Genomic DNA, 23,797 nt, shown 5'->3' with positions numbered 1-23,797 from the left:
AAATTACTTTCTCAAGCAGGACATTCATTCCATTGATTAAGATTGTTAAAACTTCAAGACTTTAGTCGCCGTTTCAATAATGTCTTTATAATTAGGGAGCCATACTGTTTCAGCTTGTGAAAACGCGAATACCGTATCAGCAGCCGCCACTCGCAGTACTGGAGCATCCAAGCTCAAAATGGCACGTTCGTTAATTTCCGCGACAACATTCGCTGCTATACCAGCTTGCTTTTGTGCTTCTTGAACAACGATTGCGCGTCCTGTTTTTTCTACAGAAGCAATGATTGTATCAATATCCAATGGAGATACAGTCCGTAAGTCGACCACTTCTACGGAATGACCTTCCTTAGCCAATTCTTCAGCTGCCTTGATTGATTCCTGTACCATCGCACCATAAGTAATAATCGATAAATCCGTTCCTTCTCTTTTCACATCCGCTTTTCCTAATGGAATTGTATATTCTTCCTCAGGAACTTCCTGACGGAAAGAGCGGTACAATTTCATGTGCTCAAGGAAAATGACAGGGTCATTATCACGAATCGCCGAAATCAATAAGCCTTTAGCATCGTAAGGAGTGGAAGGGATAACTACCTTTAACCCAGGTTGCTGAGCCATTAAACCTTCTAAGCTATCAGCGTGCATTTCCGGAGTATGCACTCCGCCTCCAAAAGGTGAGCGAATTGTAACCGGCGCACTGTAACGTCCGCCTGAACGGTAGCGCATACGAGCAAGCTGACCGCTTACGGAGTCCATTACTTCATATATGAAACCGAAGAATTGTATTTCAGGAACAGGACGGAAACCTTGCAAGGAAAGACCGACAGCTAATCCACCGATTCCGGATTCAGCTAGAGGTGTATCAAATACACGATCTTCGCCGAATTCTTTTTGAAGATTTTCCGTTGCACGGAAAACTCCTCCATTAAGACCAACATCTTCTCCAAAAACGAGTACATTCTCGTCATTTTTAAGTTCTGTACGTAATGCTTCTGTAATTGCTTGAATCATCGTCAATTGAGCCATGGCTTACTTCGACTCCTTCTCTTTATAAATTTCATATTGTTCTTTTAAGTTATAAGGCATTTCTTCATACATGTTTTCAATAAGGTCTGTAACCTTTTGCTTAGGTTCTGCATCAGCCTTTTTGATTGCTTCTTTAATATCGTCTTTTGCTTTTTCTATTGTTTCGTTCTCTAATTCTTCATTCCAGAGTTTTTTGTTTTCCAAGAACTTGCGGAAACGAACCAATGGATCTTTTAATTCCCACTCATTATCCATATCTGAAGTACGGTAACGTGTCGGGTCATCCCCAGCCATCGTATGTGGTCCATAACGGTAAGTTAATGTTTCAATCAATGTAGGGCCTTCACCATTAATTGCACGTTCACGCGCTTCTTTAACTGCTGTATAAACAGCCAATGCATCCATACCATCAACTTGGATGCCAGGAATACCTGCAGCCACACCCTTTTGGGCCAATGTTTTCGATGCTGATTGTAAATCAACCGGAGTTGAGATTGCGAAATGGTTATTTTGCACGATGAAGATAGCTGGCGCTTTAAATGCACCTGCAAAGTTAATTCCCTCATAGAAGTCACCTTGTGAGGTTCCACCGTCACCGGTATAAGTGATTGCTACAGCTTTTTTTCCGCGTTTCTTCATACCAAGTGCCACTCCGGCAGCTTGGATATATTGAGCACCGATAATGATTTGAGGGGAAATCACATTGACATCTTCAGGAATTTGATTTCCTTTAAAATGTCCCCGAGAGAATAAGAATGCTTGCCAAAGCGGCAGGCCATGCCAAACGATTTGCGGCACGTCACGGTAACCTGGAAGAATGAAATCCTCTTTTTCCAATGCATACTGGGAAGCGATCTGAGAAGCTTCTTGACCGGCAGTCGGTGCATAGAACCCCAATCTGCCTTGGCGGTTCAGTGATATAGAACGTTGATCCAAAATGCGGGTATAAACCATACGTTGCATTAATTCCTGCAGTTGTTCATCACTTAAATCAGGCATTGCCGCTTCGTTAACGACTTCTCCCTCTTCATTTAAAATTTGGAAAGTTTCAAATTGTTCTTCCACTTTCTTAAGCTGATCTTGAACATTAATTTTAGCTTGTTTAGTTTTTTGAGCCATTTGGCACCTCATCCTTTCATTAAAAAGGTTTGCTATTATTATTCTCTAAAGCAAAAATAGTTTGCTTTATAGTTTCTTCAACAATTCATTGTTTTATTTTTCCCTTAAGACCAATCCCTCAAACGTGGATATGCTTAATATGTCTCAATCTTATTCTGTACCATAAAAAAAATCAAGGAAAATGATACAAGAACTTTTACAGATTTAGTTTACAAGATGAATTAACATCAAGTCAATCACTTGGAGTTCCTTATTTTTTTGATTTACGAGAATCTACAATACTCATACTTCTTCTCTGTATCAGTTTTCGTTTTACAACTGTACTATTAATCCCCCACCATTTTTCAATTTATGGATGAATAAAGATAATATTTCAATCCCTCAGCCTATCCAATCGATTCCAAAACCGCTTTAACTAAAGGCATTTGAGCCTTTAAGATAATATTCTAAAAAAATATTCAAACGCTTTCATATCAGTCTGCTGTTAGATTTTCTATTTTCATTTTTTTTTAGTACAGGTACTGAAATTTACCTTCGGCTATTTGCATTTAAAAATCATTCTAGAATTTTTCAGTTTATAGAAAACTGGATCCACAAAAAATGGGCTGTGAGTGAGGATCACAGCCCATCATTACTTATATTATTTTGTTGAGTCTGCCATTTCTATGCCCGAACTGTCATAAAAACTTTCTTTTTTTTGATTGGACTTTACCGTTAATGCATTAAATTGCTCATTCGCTTTCAAAACTTTTGTATAAGAAGTATTGATTTTCTCGATTTGTCCTTGTAATTCATCCATTTTCAAATCCTCTTTTTTAAACAGTTCATATAATTCACGATCATTTGCCAGACTTTGCTGATAGGCATCATATAAGTTGTCGTAGGTGCTATAACGTTCACTCATGACCTTTTTCATTTCAGTCGCTTCTTTTTTTACCTTTTCATCCTCTATTTTCCCGATTTGTTCATCTATTTTATTAAATTGTTCTTTCGAGGATTGCATGCTGCTTTGTTCCTTTTCAATTATTTCCTCCCTTTGGTCAATATTTTTAGTTGCTTCATCTGAAAGCTCGACGATTTGTTCATACTCTTCCAAGCCAAGTTTAATGATTTTCTCATACTGTTCTTTTTCTTTTTTCTCTAAATCATTAAGTGGCTCCTGATTCTCGGTGAAATCACTTTCCTTTTCTGCAGTTTTCTCTAGGATCTTGTGGATTCTTTCTTCCGGTGAACCATTAAAACAACCGGTCAAGATCGCTAAAAAAAGAAGTAAAATAACATATGGACCAAAACGCTTCAACATAGACAGCTCCTTCTGATAGTTCTTTGTAGATTCATATTTCTCTAAATTTCTGTTTAAGCACAGACACTTGTACTAATCATATTCCGAACATGAATTTTTCATTACTGGGCGTAAGCCTACACCCTTTAAACCATACTGCATAGGCTGTAGGGACCGTTTCAAATCAGAGTGGTCAACATTTTAATAATACAAAAACGGAGGTATGAAATTATGTATGGAGGTTACAACCAGGATTGTTGTTATCCGGTTTCCGTTGAACCCAGCTTTGGTTACGGTGGTCAATGTGGTGGAGGCTGCGGCTTTGGAAGCGGCTTCGCCCTAATCATCGTCCTGTTCATTCTGCTCATCATTGTCGGCGCTTGCTTTTGCTAAACAGATAATTACTTTTACCTTTACCCGAAAATGTTATCTATTTACCCTATTCACAAAAAAATTTCTATTTTTTTTAAAAGACCTCAACAAATAATGGCTGGGATAGGAATTTGTCGACCGATTCCATCCCTCCCATTAACTTTCAGCATTTTTTTTGTTAAAATAACCTATACATATTATAAGAATTTCTATGGGGTGAAAGATTATGCTTACTATGGATGATTTTGTTAAGGAAGACGATCCGATATTAAGGAAAGTCGCGCTGGAGGTTCCACTTCCGGCGTCAGATGAAGATAAGCAACTTTTAGCTAGCTTGATGGAATACGTCCAAAACAGCCAAAAGCCCGATATTGCTGCTTTATACGGGTTAAGGGCAGGAATCGGCTTGGCTGCACCACAGGTTAATGTTTCAAAAAGGATGATTGCGGTCCATTTGAAAGAAAAAGATGATCAACTGTATAGCTATGCACTTTTCAACCCAAAACTCATTAGTCATTCAGTGGAGAAAGCATACTTGACATCCGGAGAAGGCTGTCTTTCCGTTAATCGCCCCGTTTCCGGCTATGTACCACGTTATGCTCGAATAACGGTTGTGGGTACGGACCTGGAAGAAAATTCGGTTCAGCTCCGCCTTAAAGGCACCGCAGCCATTTGCTTTCAACATGAAATCGACCATCTTAATGGAATCATGTTTTATGATCATATCAATCAGGAAGAACCCTATGCCGTTCCGGAAAATTCCATTGCCGTGGAAAGGTAACGTATAAGCGACAAAAACTCCCGTCTTTTGGTTGACGGGAGTTTTTATTTAAATCAGTTCAAGTTCCTTCAAACCAAAAAGTATGCCATCATCATCGACATCCTTCGTTACAAAGTCTGCCTCTTGCTTCACAAGTTGACCGGCATTCCCCATTGCCACGCCATATCCCGCTACTTTTAACATTTCTATATCATTTAAGCCATCTCCAAAGGCGTAAACATCTTCAAGAGCAAACCCGACTTTATCCATTAATATTTTAATGCCTTCAGCTTTTGAACCCCCGAATGGAAGTACATCCGTCGAGTATTCATGCCATCTAATAAAGTGAAAGTCATTATATTTCCCAACAAAATTCCCTTCTTCATCTTCCGAGCAGAATAATAAGGCCTGGTATATTTCATGGTCCTCGTAAAAGTCTGCCACATGTTCAGGGTGTGGGAACTTCAAGGTGCTTAATGCTTCTTCAATTCTGCTATGATGTGGGACACTCGATTTCATTGTCTCCTCATTCATGAAAACGATTGGTATTTTATTATTTTCAGCATGTTCGTGAAGCCTTTTTATCTCAGTTATGCTTAAAGGGTTTTTATAAACGACTTTCCCTTCAAAAACAACGTATTGTCCATTGAAACTAACGAATGTATCGATGCCCAGTTCTTCCCTTAAAGACTCGAACATAAACGGTGCCCTTCCAGTGGCAATCGCTACGAAAACCCCGCTTTCCTGTAATTGCTTAATGGCTTTTTTCGTTGAAGCAGGTAACTTTTTTTCATGATCAAGCAATGTTCCGTCAATATCAAAAAATACGATTTTCACTAACGATTCACTTCCAATTCATTCATTTTTCCTTTTTTAATATGTACCCATTTAATAATTGTCATCAAGATAAGTCAAGTAACTCTACCGAATTCCACTCAAAGTTACGGTTTGTATTCAAGAATGAGCATATACTATTCTTAATAGAACTAAAACTCAGGTTTTCCATCTTACACTTCTCCCCTCCTTCTTGCCTCTGAAATCACAGTTGTCGGTATGAATGTGCCTTTTTTTTCAAAAATGGGCCAAGTACTTGTAAAGACATATTTACATTATTGAATAATCCTATACAATAATAACTAAGGGAGCGTGATCGCCATGTTAAAAAAGCTTCGTAAAAAGCTTGTTAAACAGTGGAATGATCTTTTAAGAAAAAAATCTATCGCATGATTTGCCATTCATATCCTGCCATGGCCGTCATCCATATGCGAATTTTTTTCGGACAGCCCTTCAAAAACTTGCGGAGGGCTTCTTCCTTGTTGTAAAGTTCTTGTTAAGCATTCTTTCTATCTTGGCATTGATATGCAAGGTGATTACATAATTCATCAAATTATTAGCCGTTTTCTTTTCATGAAACGCTGTACCCAATGGTACTATATAATTAAGAAAGAAATCGTTTGCGAAAAAGGATCCCATTTAAATAGGATAAAGTGAGTAAACTATTTTCGCTTGAAAAGAAGCTTGCAGAAACTTTTCTTAGCGATTTAAGTTTTACACATAGTAAAAACGGATAGGATATATGATAGAGGAAGCTATAATTGGATTGATACCCGATATCTGCCATCTATTTTTTTATATACTTTTTTAGACATTGGTATATTTAATTCATCAAAACCCCTTCCGTTTTTATGGCGGAGCTGGGTTTATTTTTACATGATGTTGAAAAACATGAAAAAATTGTTGTTTTTATATATAATGAAAAAAGCAATGCAAACAAGTGAGGAGAGATTAAAATGGTTTTTAAGGTATACTATCAAGTAACCATAGCAGAGGTTCCCATCAGGGAGAATACTAAAACAGTGTTTGTTGAAGGTGAATCTGTTCGTGACGTCCGTTTAAAATTAAAAAAAGAACCTTATAACGTAGAAATTGTACTACCGGTAACCGGAGCATATTTAGAATATGAAAAACAAAATGAAGATTACAAAGTATTGGAGCTATAATTTATGAAATTTGTAAAAAATGATCAAACAGCTGTATTCGCCCTGGGCGGTTTAGGCGAAATCGGTAAGAACACATATGCTGTTCAGTTTCAAGATGAGATCATCGTCATTGATGCTGGAATTAAATTTCCTGAAGATGAACTTCTCGGTATTGACTATGTGATTCCGGATTACAGCTATTTAGAGAAAAATGTAGATAAAATTAAAGGTGTTTTCATCACGCATGGCCATGAAGACCATATTGGCGGGATTCCTTATTTACTTAGAAAAGTGAATGTCCCTGTGTACGGCGGGAAGCTTGCACTTGGATTACTTCGGAATAAATTGGAAGAACATGGCCTTTTACGTCAGACAACCATGATTGAAATCAGTGAAGATGAAGTGATCAAGTTCCGGAAAACTTCCGTCTCATTCTTCCGCACAACTCACAGTATCCCTGATTCTTATGGAATCGTTGTAAAAACGCCACCTGGGCAAATTGTCCATACTGGTGATTTTAAATTCGACTTCACACCTGTTGGCGAGCCAGCAAACTTGACCAAGATGGCTGAAATTGGCAAAGAAGGCGTATTGTGCTTACTCTCGGATAGCACAAATAGTGAAGTGCAGAACTTCACTATGTCTGAAAGCCGTGTCGGCGATACCATTCAAGACATTTTCCGTAAGGTTGACGGCCGGATCATTTTTGCAACGTTTGCATCGAACATCCATCGCCTTCAGCAAGTTGTAGAAGCAGCCGTGGCTAATGGCCGTAAAATAGCTGTTTTTGGCCGCAGTATGGATTCCGCCATATCAATTGGCCAAGACCTTGGTTATATCGTAGCGCCTAAAGATACATTTATAGATGTACAGCAATTAAATCGTATGCCTGCGAACAAAGTAACCATCCTTTGTACAGGCAGCCAAGGTGAACCAATGGCAGCACTGTCAAGGATAGCAAATGGGACTCACCGTCAAATTCAAATCATTCCTGGTGATACAGTCGTATTTTCTTCTTCACCTATTCCTGGTAATACAATCAGTGTTTCCAGAACGATTAATCAATTATATCGTGCAGGTGCAGACGTCATTTCAGGGCCACTGAATGATATTCATACTTCAGGTCATGGCGGACAGCAGGAACAAAAACTAATGCTTCGTTTGATAAAGCCAAAATTCTTCATGCCAATCCATGGTGAATATCGCATGCAAAAACTTCATGCCCGTCATGCAGTCGATTGCGGTGTCCCGGAAGAAAATTGCTTTATCATGGATAATGGTGAAGTTCTTTCCTTAAGTGAAAACACAGCACAAATTGCTGGTAAAATCCCTTCAGGCTCTGTTTATATCGATGGAAGCGGCATCGGGGATATCGGTAATATCGTCTTACGCGATCGTCGGATTCTTTCCGAAGAAGGTCTTGTGGTTGTCGTTGTCAGCATAAATATGAAGGAATTCAAAATTGCGTCCGGCCCTGACATCATCTCACGCGGATTTGTTTATATGAGGGAATCGGGAGACCTGATCAGTGATGCTCAATCCTTGATCACTAAGCATTTAAATAAAGTGATGGATCGCAAAACTACTCAATGGTCTGAAATTAAAAATGAAATTACAGACACTTTATCTCCATTCCTATATGAAAAAACTAAACGCCGTCCTATGATCCTACCGATCATCATGGAAGTCCAATAAACAAAAAAACCCAGCCATCATATGGCTGGGTTTTCAGACTGTGGACAAACTCAATTATAATTGAGTTTGTCCACAGTTTTTTTAGGTTTACTAAATTTGACCGGTGATTGGAACGTAGGGCACTTGCTTTCCGGGCATGACTTGGTGAAAGATATTTATTCAAAGGTCTGCGTAACAACATGGCCGTTGGTTTAGGTTACGGTTTCCATGTTAAAGTGCCACGCTTCTCTACGATCGCGAAAAAAAATGGGCGGAGCTTTAAAGATACTGACCTGTTTGAACAGATTTTCTATCGGGTATTAATGATAGCTTCCGAAAGTAAGCGGTGACACGCTATTTTTGGCAAGAATTATGGAAGAAGCAGATCATCTGCGTCATAATGAAGATGTAAAATCTATATATGCGAAACGTAAAGAAACGATAGAGCGTGTATTCGAAAGACGCAAAAGAAGTATTGTATGCGTTGAATTTTCGCTGCAGGCTATTCTCGGTATCTGCTTCAAAACCAATAAAAAAACAAAAAGGTTTCGGAATGAGACCATTCCGAAACCTTTTTGTTTTCCTTTGATAAAAGAAACGCTGCCTGATACTAATTTAGCAGGACGCTTGCTTATTCTACAATCTTTTTTTCGAAACGATTGATGTCCGAATCCGCTCCGATGACGATCAATATATCACCTTTATGTATTAAATCACTTGCCTGTGGGGAGACATTTATTTCGTTCCCTCTTTTAATCGCGACGATATTCAGCCCATAGTGAGCGCGGATATCAAGATCAAATATCGAATTTCCATTCATCTTTTGGCTTGCAACAATTTCGACGATGGAATGTTCATCAGATAGCTCCAAATAATCGAGAATATTATTGGAGACGATATTATGTGCAATCCTTCTCCCCATATCTCGTTCGGGGTGCACAACGAAGTCGGCCCCGATTTTACGAAGAACCTTCTCATGATAATCATTTTGCGCTTTTACCGTAACATTTCCGACACCCAATTCCTTAAGCATGAGAGTCGTCAATATACTTGCTTGAATATTCTCGCCAATCGCTACGATGACGTGATCAAAATTACGAATTCCTATGTTTCTCAGCACATTTTCATCCGTCGTATCCCCTACTACGGCATGAGAAGCTATTCTGGCAAATTCATTCACTCGATCTTCATCTGCATCAATGGCCAGAACTCCTAATCCCTCTTCAGCCAATGTCTTGACTATACTGCCGCCAAAACGGCCAAGTCCAATCACCGCAAATTCTTTTTTCACAATAAGCCCTCCAACATCATTCGTTCTCTCTTTAATGTTCCGTCCTGAAAAGCGTTTTTTAAGCTCTGTTTCCTTTAAACGTTATATAATCCGTTAAATGGTTAATCGCGAGTTCGATCGCACTTTCATCCGGACTTAACTTAGCATGGTGCAATCCGTATTCTGATGAAACCCCTAGCCAAAACATGAAACCTGGAATCTCCTTTAACATATATCCAAAATCTTCACCGGTCATCGCTTCAGTACAGCGATGCAAGTGAACATCCGATGCCTTGTCTGTAAATTCCATGAATTCCCGGGTCAGCCTTTCCTCATTATACACCTGGTGATACATCGCACCATAGTCGATTTCTGCCAAGCACTCATATCCAACTTGTATACCATCCACAAGCGCTTTAATTCTTGACTTGACCTTTACCATCGATTCGGGGTTAAGGGTTCGTATTGTGCCTTCTAGCCGCGCTGTCTCCGCAATAATATTTTGAACGGTTCCTCCAGTAATCTTCCCAACTGTAATGACAGCTGAATCAAGTGGATTTACATTCCGCGAAACGATGGTTTGCAGTTGCCCTACAAGCGAGCAGGCCGCGATGACCATGTCTTTTGTTTCATGTGGATAGGCTGCATGCCCTCCTTTACCTTTCAAATCGATGTACAATTCAGATGTATTGGCAAATAGAAGCCCTTCTTTAACGGCAATCGTTCCAACTTGATACTCTGGAGCAATATGTAAAGCAAGGATCATGTCAGGCTTCCATTTTTTCATGGTCTCCGATTTAAGCATGGGTTCCGCACCACCAGGGCCCTCTTCTGCCGGCTGGAAAATGAATAGCAAGTCATCATCGATTTGATTTTCGGCGAAATACGTCAATAATCCCAAACCGATGCTCATATGAAAATCATGGCCGCAGGCATGCATATGTTCCTCATGTTTGGATGCGAAGGGCAGCCCAGTTTCCTCTTTTATCGGCAGACCGTCTATATCTGCCCTATAGCCAATTATTTTCCGAGGGCTCCTTCCCTTCACTTTCACGAATATCCCCGTTCGCCAAGTTTCTATTTCTATTCGCTCAGAGGCAAGATTCGTTATGTAATTCAATAGATATTGCTGCGTCTTATATTCTTTAAATCCTATCTCCGGTATTTGATGCAAATCACGCCGGATCTCGGCAAAAGGATTTGTTTTCACATTATTCCCTCCTATACAGAAAGCGTGGATAATTATATCCACGCTTAAGGCAATATTCACTTAAGAAATTAAAGTTGGCGAAGTTCTTGCATGATCTCTGTTTTTGATTTAGTTTTTTCATCAATTTGTTTAATGACCTTCGCCGGGATACCAGCAGCCACTGAGTAAGGCGGAACGTCTTTCGTTACAATTGCACCAGCCGCTACAACTGAACCTTGACCGATTTTCACACCTTCAAGAACCACCGCATTAGCTCCGATTAAAACATCGTCTTCCAAAATGACCGGTTGTGCAGAAGGAGGCTCGATGACACCTGCTAATACTGCACCTGCACCAACGTGACAGTTTTTACCCACTGTTGCACGTCCGCCCAGTATTGCATTCATGTCAATCATTGTGCCTTCACCAATGACGGAGCCAATATTGATCGATGCTCCCATCATGATCACTGCATTGTCACCGATCGATACTTGGTCACGGATTATTGCTCCAGGCTCGATACGGGCTTTGATGCCTTTTAGGTCCAATAAAGGAATGGCAGAGTTACGGCGATCGTTTTCAACTACATAATCCTCGATTTTTGTCCCCGCTGCCTCGATTGCCTCTTCGACCTCAGACCACTCACCGAATACAACCCCTGTATTTCCTGTAATGAAGGTTTTAGAAGCTGGTCCAAAATCCATACCTTCTAAATCACCTTTGACATATACTTTTACTGGTGTCGATTTTTTACTATTTGAGATAAAAGAAATAATTTCATTTGCATCCATTTTATTCATTCCGGGTAAAACCTCCTAAATATGTATCATTACTCGTCTTAAATTTAACAGACAAATGCCGGCAAGACAAGTTGAATGTCACTCTTAAATATTATTCTGCCCTATTGACATTTTCGTCATCGGACTCATAACATTCCTTGTTGGCGAATATGCTCTTTTACCACTTCCGTGAATGCTTGGACTTGCTTTAACTGGAAAGCAGATTCATAGCCGCAAAGCCATGTATCCCGTTCGATTGAGTGGTTATGCCCATCTAGAAGAGGGATTTTAAAAACATTCGTATCTTTATCATGTAAAGTGATGGCAGGCAGGATTGCATATCCAATGCCGTTAAATACCATTTGTTTGCATGTTTCGATTTGATCCACGACTATGGTGTTTTTGGGTGTCGTTTTAAATTGTCGGTGCCACCAGTCCTGAATTTCCTGGTAATAATTCGAATCGCTTTTAAACTGAATGAATGGCCGGTCCGTTTCAAACACTTGATTCAGTTCCTTCATTTCAGTATCCACCAAATAAAGCATATCTGTAAATAAATGCTGTTTAACCCCTTTCCAATCCGGGGCTCCCCTTATGATTCCAATATGTACTTGTCCTTCATACAAAGACTTTAAAATCTCACTGCTCCAGCCAGTGATTAATGAAATTTTGGCATAGGGATATTTTTGGACGAATTTTTTTAATACTTGCGGAAGCCAATTTTGACCGACAATCGAGGCACAGGCTATTTTCAAAGTACCATATACTTCATGATCCATAGCTTGGATGCTTTCCCTGACCTTTTCTTCTTTTTCTATTACCTCATTGGCCAAACGGATTACCGCTTCCCCTGCAGGCGTCAGCGACAGCCCTTTTTGTGAACGCAGAAACAGTTTCGATCCCCAATCCTTTTCTATTGATTGTAAACGCTGTGATAAAGCCGGCTGGGAAACGAACAACCGCTCAGCTGCTTTTCTCATATTCATTTCCTGAGCAAGTACAGATAATAAATGAAATTCTGAAAACGACATACACACCAACCTCTTGATAATTAATTCTTATCATGCTGACTTAATTTATTTACATTTAATTATCAACAAAGTCCGCATATATTACAAGGGAAAAGAAATGGAGTGAATATCCTTTTACGATCATATTATTGCTGGTCATCAGTTTTGCAGCATTCAATGCAGGCACATCGACAGCTGAAATTCAACATACGGTCTCGATCGCATGATTGATTCCATTGATCATCCGAGTCGCATTTCCCTTCCACTTAAAGGCAAGCTCCGATTATGAGTCTGCCTTATTCTCATATGCCTTCTTATTCTTTCTTAGTCTTGTAAGTAACATGAAACTGATTACTGAGAAGACTAGAACAATGAGATAAATCGTTTGTAAAGACAATGTAAGTCCTTCCTGCAAAACTTTTACCACATTTTCAGGAAGCTTCGTACGTTCTTCACTGTTCAACAGTTTATTTGCCGTATCTATCGTCACTCCCGAACCGGATGGTGCATGCTCGTTTAAATAGGCTTGAAGTCTCGTATTCATGATTCCTCCAAGTAATGCTGCACCTACCGTATTTCCTAAATTACGCATGAACATATTAGAAGCTGTCGCAATCCCCCTGCGTTCCCAGCTGACTGTTTTTTGAATGACGACAATGAATGAGGTAGAAGTCAAACCCATCCCTACACCGACAAAGAAGGATCCCATGGCAGCAATAAGGGGCCCTGCTTCTGGCTTCATCCATACTAGGATCAAACTCCCAAGGATCAGCGAGCACCCTCCAAGGAGGGAGGTCGCTTTGAAGCCTATTTTCATCAATAACTTGCCTGATACCATTGAAGCGATCGGCCAGCCAATTGACATGGCTGTCAATGTAAACCCAGCTACCGTAGGAGAGCGTTCCATCACACCCTGAACGAATGTTGGGAGGAAACTTGATAATCCTATCATCATCACCCCTGTCGTCAGAGATACAAGATTCGCAATCAAGATGGAGCGCTCCTGCCAGATTTCAAATGGCATCATCGGTTCGGTTGCTTTCATTTCCTGAAGAATGAATAAGATAAAGGCGATTATGGCCACTAATGCCAGGGAAATGACTGGTGCTGAAGCCCATGACCATTTTACTCCCCCTTCTACGAGTATCACCATAAGAGTGGATATGGATAACGTCAATAGGGTTGCACCAAGGTAATCGATATCACGTTTTTTCTTTTCAATTTTTTCATGAAGGAAAAACCAAATCCCTATAAAAGATAGTAAGCCCAGAGGAATATTAACCCAAAATACAAGCTTCCAAGTCAGGGATTCAACGAGCATGCCGCCCAAAGCCGGCCCCATTACCGCTGAAATGCCCCAAACGCTCGATAGATACCCTTGAACGCGTGCCCTCTCCTCATTTTTATAGATATCACCAACAATCGTTGAAGCTACTGGAGCTACAGCCCCTGCCCCAAAACCTTGTACAAAGCGATAAATGATGAGTTCCGTCATGGAATTGGCAAAGCCGCAAAGAAGGGAGCCAATTAAGAAAACAACGATTCCAAATAATAAGACAGGTTTTCTACCGAGAATATCTGAGAGCTTTCCATATATCAAGACTGTCACAGCGTTCATTAACAAATAGCCTGAAAACACCCAGCTGTAAAGTGAAAAACCACCTAAATCGCTTACAATGGCTGGCATAGCCGTCGAAACGATCGTTCCTTCAATAGCATTCATAAACATAGCCAACATGATGGCAGCTAAAACGAAGGGACGTTTCAATTTTTTATTCTGCACTTTTGCACTATCCACTGCTTGGCCCAATTTCCGCCATCCTTTCCTAATAAGCAATAACTGTTTTTAGATTTTACCATCAACTGGTACAAATATGTAAAAAACAAGAAAACTCGCCAACTGGCGAGTCTTAAGGTTAACCATATTCAGCCTTACATTTTTATTCAGCTGTATTTTGTTTAAATACTTTTTTCAAGATTGCTCTTCTAGTTAAGATACCTTCAAATACATGTTCGTCATTCTCTACACAGACAAACGGATGATCGATTAACAATTCCACACCCTTTGTCAAAGTATCTTCAATATGCAGGCGAGGTATTTCTATATTCATTATTTCAGAAACTTTTTTATTCTCAAGATTATCGAATTCAATTCGTTCCAGACCCAAGATTGAATCAAGAATGACTGGTGTGCTGATTAAGCCATGCAGTTTATACATCGGATCTAACACAGGAATGGCCGTATAACCGCTCTTTGTTAATACCAAAAGTGCATGTTCTAAATTATTGGTTACCTGCACGTGGGCCACGCGTTCAGAAGAAATCATTAAGTCTTTAACGCTGGATTCCAATAAATCCCCATCATGAGTACCGATCATGTTAAAACCCCTTACCATATGTTTTTATATACAGCTCTTTCATTAGTTTAACATATGTAAGCAGAAAAGGCTCATTCCTAGATCAATAAAATCCCAAACTGTGGGATTTTGACAAAGCTCCTTACCCCTTACTAGTTTTAATGTTAACCTGTTTAAAACCGCATTCCGGGCATTGATAAATCACATTTTGGTTTGATTGTGCCGTTAATACATTTTCCATTTCCCTTTCTTCTCCGCAAACAGGACAAATTACCATTGGATTTTTCATTTTTATCCCTCCAATTAATAAGATGTCGTAAAAATCACTTCTTCATTCAAAAAGTAATAATTGAACGGTTTCATGCACAATAAAAAAAGCCGCTTCCATGGGAAGGCGACTTTTAATGATTTTTTAAGATTGAAGAAGATCAAAGATTTCAATGGTAATCATATCAATATTATCGAATTGATATTTTGCTGATTTCCCTTTATCACTGTATACTTCAAGCTCGAACATTTCTGTTTTGCTGAAATATGTAACCTGGCACTTTTTCACACCATCTATTTCAAAAAAACGTTGAGCAGATTCAGATTCCTTCGCTTGCTCTTGAAGACTTTTCAATCTGGTAAGAATGCCCTGTAATTGAGACATACTCCCTCTCCTTTCTGAATAAAACCTTTTCGATAGGTTTCACTATACCATACTTTTCTATCCAGTAGCCACGCTGAAATAAATTCAGAATAATTTAAAACTTCATTCTTTACATGGTACTATTAACAGAATAAAATAAGGAATGGATTTTGTACATGAAAAATTTTCTGGAGGTAGATTCTAGTTGCAAAACATTAGTGAACTTGGTTATCGCATTTCATTGATTGATGGTTTTGATTTGAATAGAAGAAATCGAACAGGAACATATGTAATTGCCGATACAGACATCACTTTAGTCGAAACTTCCGCCAGCCCTTCCATCCCCCATTTAATGAAGGGTCTTGAAGATTTGGGAATCTCCCCTGTGGATATTACATATATCATTCTTACCCATATACATTTGGACCATGCAGGTGGAGCGGGACTTTTTTTACAGCATTGTCCAAACGCCAAAGTGATCGTCCATCCAAAAGGTGCACGGCATCTAGAAGACCCAACACGTTTGATCGCTGGGGCTAAAGCTGTCTATGGTGAAGAATTCAATGAGCTTTTCAATCCGATTTTACCTATTCCATTTGATAGAATGCTGACTATACATGATAGAGAAGCCCTAAAGATCAGTGATAATTCCTCCTTGACCTTTTATGACACCCCAGGGCATGCAAACCATCATTTAAGCATTTTCGATTCCGTATCAAAAGGCATGTTTTCAGGTGACACCGTTGGCATTTTTTATCGTGAACTTGATGAAGAAGGTTTGGAATTTTATTTACCATCCACATCACCAAACCAATTTAATCCCGATGCGATGCTTGCTGCAGCGGAATTGTACGAAAGCATCGGCGTCGAGCGTATATATTTTGGTCATTACGGCGTATCGGAAAACCCTAAGGAAGTATATAAACAACTTCATTATTGGCTGCCCAAATTTGTGGAGACTGCCAAATCGGCATATAGGGAATATGATAGCTTTGAGGAACAAGTAGCGGCAACCAGTAAAAATATTTTCACGGAAGTCGCGGTTCATTTAGGTGAAAAAGGAATCATTACTGATCATCCCGTTTTTGAAATCATCGCCATGGACGTAAATGTTTGTTCCATGGGGCTGATAGACTATCTGATAAAACAGGAAAAGGTTAAGTAAAAAGGTTCCTTCAAGGTTTTTTCCTATTCAAATGTCCTGCGATTCTCTATAATGAATAAGTACATCTTACATATAGCATACATGGAGGAATGAAATGAAAGACGTAACGCTTTATACCCAACCTGATTGCCCTCCCTGCAAAATCATGAAAATGTTCTTTGATGATAATAATATCGTATACAAAGAAAAGGATATTAAAGCAGATGGACATGCACGTAAAGAACTAACGAATAAATATGGCGCCTATTCCACGCCCACGGTCGTCATCGATGGGAAAGCCATTATCGGTTTTGAACTGGACGAAATAAAAAAAGAACTGAATATATAGCAAAAAGTCTAGAGAAGGCTGCCCTCCTCTAGACTTTTTCAGGCTCCATATTTTTCAGATGAAGGAAGACTTTCCTTTTGAATACTTCATCTCATTTTTTCGCTTTCATACTTTACGTCCATTACCTTCCAAACGTCATTCTCCTTTTTCAATGTAACTGATTCAACATGTTTTTCCATCGATACCGGTCCGTCCCCAGTGCCCTGGAATTCCTCCTGAACATAAATGACATCACCGTTTTTCCCATATACAATTTCCGTATTCTTGTCATAACTGAAAAAAGGGATATAATACGGAGCGAAATCTGATCCAAATGTGGTATAACCGCCATCGACTTTCACTACATTCGCTTGGACAAACTTCTTGATGAAATCACCTGTGAAATGTTTATCCAGCTTCCCTTCAATCGCTTCCTTAGTACGTACTTCCTCACTGATCGAGCCTTGGTTCTCCATGGCATCTTGTACTAAAGATAGTACTTCCTCTCTATGTAAGCCCTCCGCTGAAGCTGTTAACCCTCCTCCTAAAAAAAGAAGGACACTGGCAAGACATGCAACTAGATATTTCCTCATTACAATCATCTCCTAGTTATAGAATTTCTCCTAATGGTTCTGATTTTTGCCTATGCCTTTCAATACCCGTCAAAATCAAAGCCAAACTACAAAATCAAATTCTCCGGGATACCTTGATATCATTGCCCATTCCTTCACAATAAAAAAAGAAGATTTCATGAAATCGAAATCTCCCTCTTACAATTATTGAAAAGCATAGTAAAAAATAAAACCGGCAACCAAAACCGTCCCGACAAAAAGGGAAACGAATACCGGGTTCTTTAAATACGGATGTTCTTTAACCGAATCATCAATAGTCGAATCATATCTGGCTTTCACTTTCTGTGCCCTTGCTACAGAAAAAGTATAAAAGAGCAGATATAACACCATGACTGTAACGACTATGATTAAAATCCAGATGTACGTGCTCAAAATATGTCTCCTCCAAGTGCATCATTTCTGCTTATCGTTACACACTTCAAGCGATTATATACATGAACCGTTTTTCTATAAAAGGGCTTCATTTTCATATAAATAACTATAAGAAAGATCAAAGAAAATGTATTCCTTATCATTCAGGGGATATGAAAAGGTCCGGATGGTTTCTCCCGTTTCGATATCACTGTATAAATCGGATAAAATTCCTTTCTTCTCATTACGCATCTTTACGATGTTTTCGAGAAAATAAGGTCTCCAGCTCCAATTTTTATTCATATATTTGGGTTGTACTAACCATTGCCCGTCCTTATGGAGGATATTGGGTGATTTTTGATACCCTTCTTCATCACAAATATAAAGCCGAAAACATATGTAATCCAATTTTTTCGCCAAACTACGAAGAAAATCTTCATGGGAGCCAACTCGCTTTTGCTGTTTTAAGAAGCTTTGCATATTTTCGTTGAATTGCGAAGTCTTTTGATAAACGGCTTCAAGCTTCTTGGTCTCAAGTGAAATGAAGGACTGACATTCTTGATGAAATTTTTCACGCAGTAAATCCTTATTGATGAACTCACCTTCCGGTTTCGCCAAAAAATACCCTTGATAATATCGTCCACCGTTTTTCCATGCAAAGCGAAGCTGGTATTCAGACTCAATGTTCTCAAATAGTAGATTGGCGCCTATTTTTCGCGCAAGCATGCTTAGAGAAAACAGTATGACCTGATAGGCATCTCCACCTGATATGCGAAGCTGGTCCAGGTTAACTTTTAAAATATTCGGAGAAATTTGTGCAATTCGGTCCAATTGCGTGTCTTGTCCTAAATGATCGAGAGCTATCTTAATCCCATATGTTTTAAAATAAGCGAGCACATGCTGCAAAGGGTCTAAGTTTTCCGGACTGATCGTGTCTGATAATTCCAGCACAATCCGGTGCATTTCCTCCGGTTGAAAATGACGATGTAAAATCTCCATGAATTCTTCGCCATGATCCAGCATAAGCAAATTTGGATCTCTGTTAATAAAGATAAGAAAATCTTCACCATAGTCTTTTATTCTTTCCAAGGCTATTTCAAGAACGTAATTATCCACTTCCACCCTGTACTCTTCCGGCACTGCAGAATCGTGAAAAAAAGGGCCAAGGCTTTTATATTCTGATTGTTCCTCATAGCGCCCTAAAATTTCATATCCGATTACCTGATGTTGATCTGCACTGAAAATCGGTTGAAAGAATGGTGTCACCCTGTCTAAATTCTTCAATATTTTTTCTGTATCCATGATGCATCTTCCCCCTAATTACGAAACACCAATATGCAAAAATTATACCATTAGTTTCTAGTATTGATAATATATAATTTTAATTCCTACAACATAACTCTTTTTTCAGTCATGATTTTTGAATGAAACTAAACGATTCCTCGTCGAAAAGGCATTGTTCATAAATCGAACAATGCCTTAATGACTAATTAAAAAGGGAAGAACCATGGGATGGTGATCACCATGATAACGCCAATGAAGATCTGTATGGATATCCCGATCACGATAAAGTCCTTATACTTGTAATCACCTGCTGTCATGACAAGCGCATTTGTAGTGGCAACCCTAGGCGTGGATAACGCCAAACTGCCTGCAACTGCAAGGCATAAAAATACAGGAAGAGGATCGATTCCTTGATTCACTGCAGACGTCAGGGCAATGGGCGTCATGATTACCGTCGCTGCTCCATACGGGATGAATTGGCTTAGGATAAGTGTCAGGAGGTAAAAGAAAGCTAATATGCCATGTGCCCCGATATTACTGAATAGAACGGCCAGCCAATCACTTATCATTCTTACTCCACCCGTATTATCCAATGCTGCCGTTATTCCGAACATGGCGGCGATCAATAGAACAGGTTCCCAGTTAATCTTTTGGTAAGCATCTTCCATCGAACGGACACAGCCAGTGATTACCATCAACAATGCGGCCGTCAATACTGATAGCACAGCAGGGATTGACTCCATCGATAAAAGAATGACCATCAATGCAGTGATGCCCAAGGCAATCCATGTTTTACCTTTGGAGTTGACCGGAGAGCCATCTTCCGAAGTACTGCCAATAACGATGACATCCTGTAAATCCGAGGATATCCTCTCAATGTTCTCCCATTCTCCATGTATCAGGATTGCATCCCCCGGTTTCAGACGTTCCGTACCGACATCCGCTTGAATATATTCACCATTCCGATTGATTGCCAGCACATTACATTGGTATTTCTCACGAAAATGCACATCTATCAAGGTCTGGTTTTCATAATCCGAATTCGGAACGATCAAAATTTCCGTCAAACCAAATCTACTGCTTAGAAAATGTTTTTTTATTTGTTCGGTATTGAAATGCTTAAACTCCAGTTCATAGTTAAGTGCCAATCTCTCAACTGCTTCTTCTTCCCCAAACACCAAAATGATATCTTCAGGATGAAGAACTTCATCCGCTCTGGCTGGAATCGTCAGCTGTCTTTGCAACAGCGGCAATTGCTTATCCTTTGGCTTCCGCTGAATTTCAATCAAAGTCAATTCATACTGGATAGGAAGCTGAAGGTCTGACAGCCTTTCCCCAACAATATCGGAAGTAGCGGGTATATGCAGATAATGCAATCGGTCATACACTTTGTACATGCCGGCAAGCTCCCCTGCAGACAGTCCCTTGACACTATTGTTCGCGGCAATCGTTTTCTCGGGTAGTAACAGGCGCCCAAGTGTCAACATGAACAATAATCCTGCTGCAAAAGCGATTAAGCCCACTGGTGTAAAGTCAAAAAATGATAATGTTCCTATCCCGTTTTGCCGTAATACATCAGCAACGACCATATTGGAGGGTGTACCGGTAAGTGTTAATAGTCCGCCAATACTGCTTGCATAGGCAAGGGGCAATAAATACCTTGTCGGACTTGTTTTTTGTTGTAAAGCCATGCTCATAACGAGCGGAAGCAGTATGGAAACAATGCCCGTTCCACTTAAAAACGCACTTAATATTCCAGCTGTAAGCATGACGATAAGCAGCGATTTCCATTCACTGCCCCCGCATAAACCTAACAACTTATTTCCTGCCTTTTCCACGATTCCTGTATTTAAAAGGCCGGCACCGACGATAAATAGCCCAGCCAGCATGATCACCGCTTGATTCGCAAACCCGGCCACTAGCTCATCCAATGTAAGTATCCCCAGTAAACCAAGTATGGAAAGTCCACTAAGTGCAATTAAATCTGCGCGGAATTTTCCTTGTATAAAAAGCGCAATGGCGCATAGAAGTATAATCAGTGTAATAAACATTGGTTCGGTCATCATGTTACCTCCGTATAGATGTTCAATTTCAAACCGGATACGGTTTCATTAAACCCCAGTTTACATGTTTTTCATGTGCGTACAGAAGATATTTTCTTCATTTTATGAATATTGTTTGTTAGTATGAGGAAGTAACATTTTTATATTAGATAGGTTGATTAATTTGAATAAACCCATATCCAGAAGAACATTTTTAAAAAAAAGCCTTGGTACATTGGCTACCTTAACCGGTTTAGGTATTGGCGGCAGCTATTATGCCCATAATTTGGAGCCGAAATGGTTAGAAACCAAGCATAAAATCATTCGACATCCCCTTATCCCTGAAGGTTTCCATGGCATGAAAATGGTCCAATTCAGTGATACTCATTTAGGTTTTCAATTTCAGCTTAAAGATTTACAAGCAATTGTCAATAAGATAAACCAACTCGACCCGGATGTTATTTTATTTACCGGAGATTTAATGGACCAGCCTAATAAATACAAGGCTCAACAGAAAATCCCTCCTGTTTTGAATCAGCTCAAAGCGCCGCTTGGAAAATTCAGCATCTATGGCAATCATGATCATGGGGGATATGGCTCGGAAATTTACAGCGATATCATGAATAAATCTCATTTTACCATGCTGCAAAATACCTCGACTAAGATTACCTTATTAACGGCAGAAGAAATATTCATTGCCGGGGTTGATGATGCTATGCTTGGAAAACCGGATTTTGAAAAAGCCCTTTCAGGCATTCCAGAAGAAGTGTTCACCATTATGCTTTCGCATGCTCCTGACCTTGCCGACATATCAAGGACTTACGACATCCAGTATCAAATAAGCGGTCACAGTCATGGAGGCCAAGTACAAATTCCCTTTGCCGGAGCACTTGTAACTCCCCCATACGCTGAAAAGTACCGAGAAGGCACGTATGAAATCGATTCGTTAACGTTACATGTTAATAGAGGGCTTGGCACTACCCGACTCCCTTATCGTTTTCTTTCGCGTCCTGAGTTGACGGTTTACGAATTCCAGGCCGAAAAATGATAAGAAAAGAACACAGGGGAAAACCGCCAGACTTATTAACAAAACCTGTGCGACTAAAACAACTTGTTCCATAAATCATTTGTAATGTATTCTTATGAATTATAGCATTAGATGTATATCTGAGAAAACCAGGTTTTTTTTACCAGCAAACATAGGTAAGCGGCATAAAGTCATAACATGCTTAAGTAGCCACACAGGAAAGTTCCGATACAACCTATAACCGACACCGTTATATAGATAAGACTATCTATATAACGGTGTTTTCTAATAAGTTCTAGTGTTTCCATACTGAACGTGGAAAAGGTCGTAAAAGCTCCTAAGAAACCTATTGTAATGAAAACTTGTAAAGATAAAGCCCAGCTTTCTTTCTGTGGAAATGCCATTCCTAAACCGAAAGATCCTATAAGGTTAATCAGTAAAATACTAATGGGTATTGAGCCACCTGGCAATAGCCTATTAAAAATAATCTGTAAGACATATCTAGAGGATGCTCCAAAAAAGCCTCCTATAAAAACTGAAAAAACTTCTATCATAAGGTCTCACCTCTCCTTATATTAGAAAGGCACAGTCCGAGGAAACCGGCGACCAAACCAAATAAAAGCGTGGACACAAGATACAGTCCTGCAAATGGCAGAGAAGTCTGTAATAGATTCACCATTTCTTGGGAAAACGTGGACATCGTGGTGAAACCGCCGCAAAACCCGCTTCCCAGAGCCAAAAAAACATACGATTTCTTTTTTGAGGCGAAATAGCCACTTATCATCCCAAGTAAAAAGCTGCCTACTATATTTATTAAGAGGGTTCCAAACGGGAAGAAGGAATGGGCAGTGGTCAAGATTACGCAATAACGCAATAACGCTCCCGCTGCTCCTCCAAAACCGACGGCAATAAAGCTTTTTAACCGATCCATTACGCTCACCCCAAATTTTTCTCACAAGTAGATTCATTATAACAGATTAAGATGAAACAGGCTCTTTTCTAAAAAAAATCCATACTATGTAAAGAATTAGAGAAAAGGAGGCTAATTATGCAAGTACAGCATTTTCCTTACTACCACTATCCACAAACCATGATGCTACAGAACGAATACAGAAATGCATATGGGAATGAATATGGACCTGAATATTGGAATGACGAGCGCTTCTTTCCTTTCTTTCCTCTATTGGCGCCTGTAGCTTTTGTTGCAGGATTGGCAATTGGACCGTTGCTATTCAATAACCGTCCACCAGTCTACGCTCCATATCCTCCCCCATTTCCACCCGCTTATCCTGCTTACCCTGCTTATCAAGGTTTTCAGGGCTACCCGCAACAACAATTCGGCGCACAGGCTGGAGTATCCGAAAATATCAATATATACACTAGATAAGGATTGGACAGAAGGCGTCATTAAACGCCTTCTTTTTCTTAGCTTAAAAGGCATCCGATTGAATTTTACTTCCTTATATATTTTGAAGTGGTATAATATGAAATGCATAGATGGTAAAGTGTTGGGAAATGATTGTCATAGCCTAGATATGTACATG

General features: G+C 39.6%; 25 protein-coding genes and 1 pseudogene. 8 read left to right on the top strand and 18 right to left on the bottom strand.

Annotated features, from left to right (window positions below):
• Positions 1–45 precede the first annotated feature (45 nt).
• The 3 genes from N9I19_RS00565 to N9I19_RS00555 all read right to left on the bottom strand — a co-directional run bounded on the left by N9I19_RS00565 (position 46) and on the right by N9I19_RS00555 (position 3,445).
• Positions 46–1,023, bottom strand: coding sequence for an alpha-ketoacid dehydrogenase subunit beta (locus tag N9I19_RS00565; protein ID WP_061462266.1), 978 nt, complete (start codon positions 1,021–1,023; stop codon positions 46–48).
• A 3-nt stretch (positions 1,024–1,026) separates the two neighbouring features.
• Complete coding sequence (gene pdhA / locus N9I19_RS00560; RefSeq protein WP_061462265.1) at positions 1,027–2,142, bottom strand: pyruvate dehydrogenase (acetyl-transferring) E1 component subunit alpha; 1,116 nt, start codon at positions 2,140–2,142, stop codon at positions 1,027–1,029.
• Positions 2,143–2,782: 640 nt separating this feature from the next.
• Positions 2,783–3,445: a YkyA family protein gene (locus tag N9I19_RS00555; protein WP_061462264.1), complete on the bottom strand. Its 663-nt coding sequence runs from the start codon at positions 3,443–3,445 to the stop codon at positions 2,783–2,785.
• 267 nt (positions 3,446–3,712) lie between these two features.
• Here N9I19_RS00555 and N9I19_RS00550 point away from each other — a divergent pair.
• Positions 3,713–3,817 (top strand): annotated as a pseudogene (locus N9I19_RS00550) (YjcZ family sporulation protein); the annotation flags it as partial.
• 205 nt (positions 3,818–4,022) lie between these two features.
• Positions 4,023–4,577 (top strand): peptide deformylase, encoded by a 555-nt coding sequence (def, locus tag N9I19_RS00545; RefSeq protein WP_061462263.1) that lies wholly within the window; start codon positions 4,023–4,025, stop codon positions 4,575–4,577.
• A gap of 48 nt (positions 4,578–4,625) precedes the next feature.
• Here def and N9I19_RS00540 read toward each other — a convergent pair whose 3' ends face one another.
• A complete protein-coding gene (locus tag N9I19_RS00540; protein ID WP_317776712.1) occupies positions 4,626–5,393 on the bottom strand; it encodes a Cof-type HAD-IIB family hydrolase in 768 nt (255 codons plus the stop codon).
• A 953-nt stretch (positions 5,394–6,346) separates the two neighbouring features.
• On the opposite strand from N9I19_RS00540, the gene N9I19_RS00535 reads away from it, so the two are divergent.
• On the top strand, positions 6,347–6,556 hold the full coding sequence (locus N9I19_RS00535; protein WP_061462261.1) for a DNA-dependent RNA polymerase subunit epsilon: 210 nt from the start codon (positions 6,347–6,349) through the stop codon (positions 6,554–6,556).
• A 3-nt stretch (positions 6,557–6,559) separates the two neighbouring features.
• Complete coding sequence (gene rnjA / locus N9I19_RS00530; protein WP_061462260.1) at positions 6,560–8,230, top strand: ribonuclease J1; 1,671 nt, start codon at positions 6,560–6,562, stop codon at positions 8,228–8,230.
• A gap of 610 nt (positions 8,231–8,840) precedes the next feature.
• Here rnjA and N9I19_RS00525 read toward each other — a convergent pair.
• The 8 genes from N9I19_RS00525 to N9I19_RS00490 all read right to left on the bottom strand — a co-directional run bounded on the left by N9I19_RS00525 (position 8,841) and on the right by N9I19_RS00490 (position 15,466).
• Complete coding sequence (locus N9I19_RS00525; protein WP_063231996.1) at positions 8,841–9,500, bottom strand: potassium channel family protein; 660 nt, start codon at positions 9,498–9,500, stop codon at positions 8,841–8,843.
• A gap of 58 nt (positions 9,501–9,558) precedes the next feature.
• Entirely contained in the window at positions 9,559–10,689 is a 1,131-nt protein-coding gene (locus N9I19_RS00520; RefSeq protein ID WP_089362375.1) for an N-acetyldiaminopimelate deacetylase, read from the bottom strand.
• Between the two features lie 68 nt (positions 10,690–10,757).
• The gene (gene dapD / locus N9I19_RS00515; protein ID WP_061462257.1) at positions 10,758–11,468 is read right to left on the bottom strand and encodes a 2,3,4,5-tetrahydropyridine-2,6-dicarboxylate N-acetyltransferase; all 711 of its coding nucleotides are present in this window, start codon (positions 11,466–11,468) and stop codon (positions 10,758–10,760) included.
• Between the two features lie 125 nt (positions 11,469–11,593).
• A complete protein-coding gene (gene ccpC / locus N9I19_RS00510) occupies positions 11,594–12,478 on the bottom strand; it encodes a transcriptional regulator CcpC (RefSeq protein ID WP_061462256.1) in 885 nt (294 codons plus the stop codon).
• Positions 12,479–12,740: 262 nt separating this feature from the next.
• Entirely contained in the window at positions 12,741–14,267 is a 1,527-nt protein-coding gene (locus tag N9I19_RS00505) for an MDR family MFS transporter (protein WP_284471347.1), read from the bottom strand.
• A gap of 130 nt (positions 14,268–14,397) precedes the next feature.
• On the bottom strand, positions 14,398–14,835 hold the full coding sequence (gene cbpB / locus N9I19_RS00500; protein ID WP_061462254.1) for a cyclic-di-AMP-binding protein CbpB: 438 nt from the start codon (positions 14,833–14,835) through the stop codon (positions 14,398–14,400).
• A 121-nt stretch (positions 14,836–14,956) separates the two neighbouring features.
• Positions 14,957–15,103 carry a hypothetical protein gene (locus N9I19_RS00495; RefSeq protein WP_089362373.1) on the bottom strand — a complete coding sequence of 49 codons (147 nt, stop codon included), beginning with the start codon at positions 15,101–15,103 and terminating at the stop codon, positions 14,957–14,959.
• 123 nt (positions 15,104–15,226) lie between these two features.
• Complete coding sequence (locus N9I19_RS00490; protein ID WP_061462253.1) at positions 15,227–15,466, bottom strand: YkuJ family protein; 240 nt, start codon at positions 15,464–15,466, stop codon at positions 15,227–15,229.
• A gap of 184 nt (positions 15,467–15,650) precedes the next feature.
• Here N9I19_RS00490 and N9I19_RS00485 point away from each other — a divergent pair, with 184 nt between their 5' ends.
• On the top strand, positions 15,651–16,610 hold the full coding sequence (locus N9I19_RS00485; protein WP_317776710.1) for an MBL fold metallo-hydrolase: 960 nt from the start codon (positions 15,651–15,653) through the stop codon (positions 16,608–16,610).
• A 94-nt stretch (positions 16,611–16,704) separates the two neighbouring features.
• The gene (locus tag N9I19_RS00480) at positions 16,705–16,938 is read left to right on the top strand and encodes a glutaredoxin family protein (RefSeq protein WP_034314090.1); all 234 of its coding nucleotides are present in this window, start codon (positions 16,705–16,707) and stop codon (positions 16,936–16,938) included.
• A gap of 86 nt (positions 16,939–17,024) precedes the next feature.
• Here N9I19_RS00480 and N9I19_RS00475 read toward each other — a convergent pair whose 3' ends face one another.
• The 4 genes from N9I19_RS00475 to N9I19_RS00460 form a co-directional block, all read right to left on the bottom strand.
• Positions 17,025–17,510 carry a DUF3993 domain-containing protein gene (locus N9I19_RS00475; protein WP_317776709.1) on the bottom strand — a complete coding sequence of 162 codons (486 nt, stop codon included), beginning with the start codon at positions 17,508–17,510 and terminating at the stop codon, positions 17,025–17,027.
• A gap of 183 nt (positions 17,511–17,693) precedes the next feature.
• Positions 17,694–17,921 (bottom strand): hypothetical protein, encoded by a 228-nt coding sequence (locus N9I19_RS00470; protein ID WP_317776708.1) that lies wholly within the window; start codon positions 17,919–17,921, stop codon positions 17,694–17,696.
• A gap of 75 nt (positions 17,922–17,996) precedes the next feature.
• Positions 17,997–19,202, bottom strand: coding sequence for an EAL domain-containing protein (locus N9I19_RS00465; RefSeq protein WP_061462248.1), 1,206 nt, complete (start codon positions 19,200–19,202; stop codon positions 17,997–17,999).
• A gap of 188 nt (positions 19,203–19,390) precedes the next feature.
• On the bottom strand, positions 19,391–21,247 hold the full coding sequence (locus tag N9I19_RS00460; RefSeq protein ID WP_250211770.1) for an SLC13 family permease: 1,857 nt from the start codon (positions 21,245–21,247) through the stop codon (positions 19,391–19,393).
• Between the two features lie 163 nt (positions 21,248–21,410).
• Here N9I19_RS00460 and N9I19_RS00455 point away from each other — a divergent pair, with 163 nt between their 5' ends.
• Positions 21,411–22,274 (top strand): metallophosphoesterase, encoded by an 864-nt coding sequence (locus tag N9I19_RS00455; RefSeq protein ID WP_061462246.1) that lies wholly within the window; start codon positions 21,411–21,413, stop codon positions 22,272–22,274.
• A 170-nt stretch (positions 22,275–22,444) separates the two neighbouring features.
• On the opposite strand, the gene crcB is transcribed toward N9I19_RS00455, so the two are convergent.
• Both crcB and N9I19_RS00445 read right to left on the bottom strand, forming a co-directional pair.
• Complete coding sequence (gene crcB / locus N9I19_RS00450; RefSeq protein WP_089362367.1) at positions 22,445–22,807, bottom strand: fluoride efflux transporter CrcB; 363 nt, start codon at positions 22,805–22,807, stop codon at positions 22,445–22,447.
• Positions 22,804–23,184 (bottom strand): fluoride efflux transporter FluC, encoded by a 381-nt coding sequence (locus tag N9I19_RS00445; protein WP_061462244.1) that lies wholly within the window; start codon positions 23,182–23,184, stop codon positions 22,804–22,806. Before N9I19_RS00445 ends, crcB begins: the two co-directional genes overlap by 4 nt.
• Before the next feature lie 117 nt (positions 23,185–23,301).
• Between N9I19_RS00445 and N9I19_RS00440 the strand changes: the two genes are divergently transcribed.
• On the top strand, positions 23,302–23,640 hold the full coding sequence (locus N9I19_RS00440; protein ID WP_411730388.1) for a hypothetical protein: 339 nt from the start codon (positions 23,302–23,304) through the stop codon (positions 23,638–23,640).
• The last annotated feature ends 157 nt before the right edge of the window (positions 23,641–23,797 follow it).

Source organism: Peribacillus sp. CSMR9, from assembly GCF_033141925.1.
Classification (GTDB): Bacteria; Bacillota; Bacilli; order Bacillales; family DSM-1321; genus Peribacillus; species Peribacillus simplex_A.
This window is presented reverse-complemented; position numbering and strand designations above follow the sequence as displayed.

Bases quoted from the DNA above. Each gene is read 5' to 3' on its own strand.
- N9I19_RS00565 (WP_061462266.1), bottom strand. From the start codon at position 1,023: ATGGCTCAATTGACGATGATTCAAGCAATTACAGAAGCATTACGTACA.
- pdhA (WP_061462265.1), bottom strand. From the start codon at position 2,142: ATGGCTCAAAAAACTAAACAAGCTAAAATTAATGTTCAAGATCAGCTT.
- N9I19_RS00555 (WP_061462264.1), bottom strand. From the start codon at position 3,445: ATGTTGAAGCGTTTTGGTCCATATGTTATTTTACTTCTTTTTTTAGCG.
- def (WP_061462263.1), top strand. From the start codon at position 4,023: ATGCTTACTATGGATGATTTTGTTAAGGAAGACGATCCGATATTAAGG.
- N9I19_RS00535 (WP_061462261.1), top strand. From the start codon at position 6,347: ATGGTTTTTAAGGTATACTATCAAGTAACCATAGCAGAGGTTCCCATC.
- rnjA (WP_061462260.1), top strand. From the start codon at position 6,560: ATGAAATTTGTAAAAAATGATCAAACAGCTGTATTCGCCCTGGGCGGT.
- dapD (WP_061462257.1), bottom strand. From the start codon at position 11,468: ATGAATAAAATGGATGCAAATGAAATTATTTCTTTTATCTCAAATAGT.
- ccpC (WP_061462256.1), bottom strand. From the start codon at position 12,478: ATGTCGTTTTCAGAATTTCATTTATTATCTGTACTTGCTCAGGAAATG.
- cbpB (WP_061462254.1), bottom strand. From the start codon at position 14,835: ATGATCGGTACTCATGATGGGGATTTATTGGAATCCAGCGTTAAAGAC.
- N9I19_RS00495 (WP_089362373.1), bottom strand. From the start codon at position 15,103: ATGAAAAATCCAATGGTAATTTGTCCTGTTTGCGGAGAAGAAAGGGAA.
- N9I19_RS00490 (WP_061462253.1), bottom strand. From the start codon at position 15,466: ATGTCTCAATTACAGGGCATTCTTACCAGATTGAAAAGTCTTCAAGAG.
- N9I19_RS00480 (WP_034314090.1), top strand. From the start codon at position 16,705: ATGAAAGACGTAACGCTTTATACCCAACCTGATTGCCCTCCCTGCAAA.
- N9I19_RS00475 (WP_317776709.1), bottom strand. From the start codon at position 17,510: ATGAGGAAATATCTAGTTGCATGTCTTGCCAGTGTCCTTCTTTTTTTA.
- N9I19_RS00465 (WP_061462248.1), bottom strand. From the start codon at position 19,202: ATGGATACAGAAAAAATATTGAAGAATTTAGACAGGGTGACACCATTC.
- N9I19_RS00460 (WP_250211770.1), bottom strand. From the start codon at position 21,247: ATGACCGAACCAATGTTTATTACACTGATTATACTTCTATGCGCCATT.
- crcB (WP_089362367.1), bottom strand. From the start codon at position 22,807: ATGATAGAAGTTTTTTCAGTTTTTATAGGAGGCTTTTTTGGAGCATCC.
- N9I19_RS00445 (WP_061462244.1), bottom strand. From the start codon at position 23,184: ATGGATCGGTTAAAAAGCTTTATTGCCGTCGGTTTTGGAGGAGCAGCG.
- N9I19_RS00440 (WP_411730388.1), top strand. From the start codon at position 23,302: ATGCAAGTACAGCATTTTCCTTACTACCACTATCCACAAACCATGATG.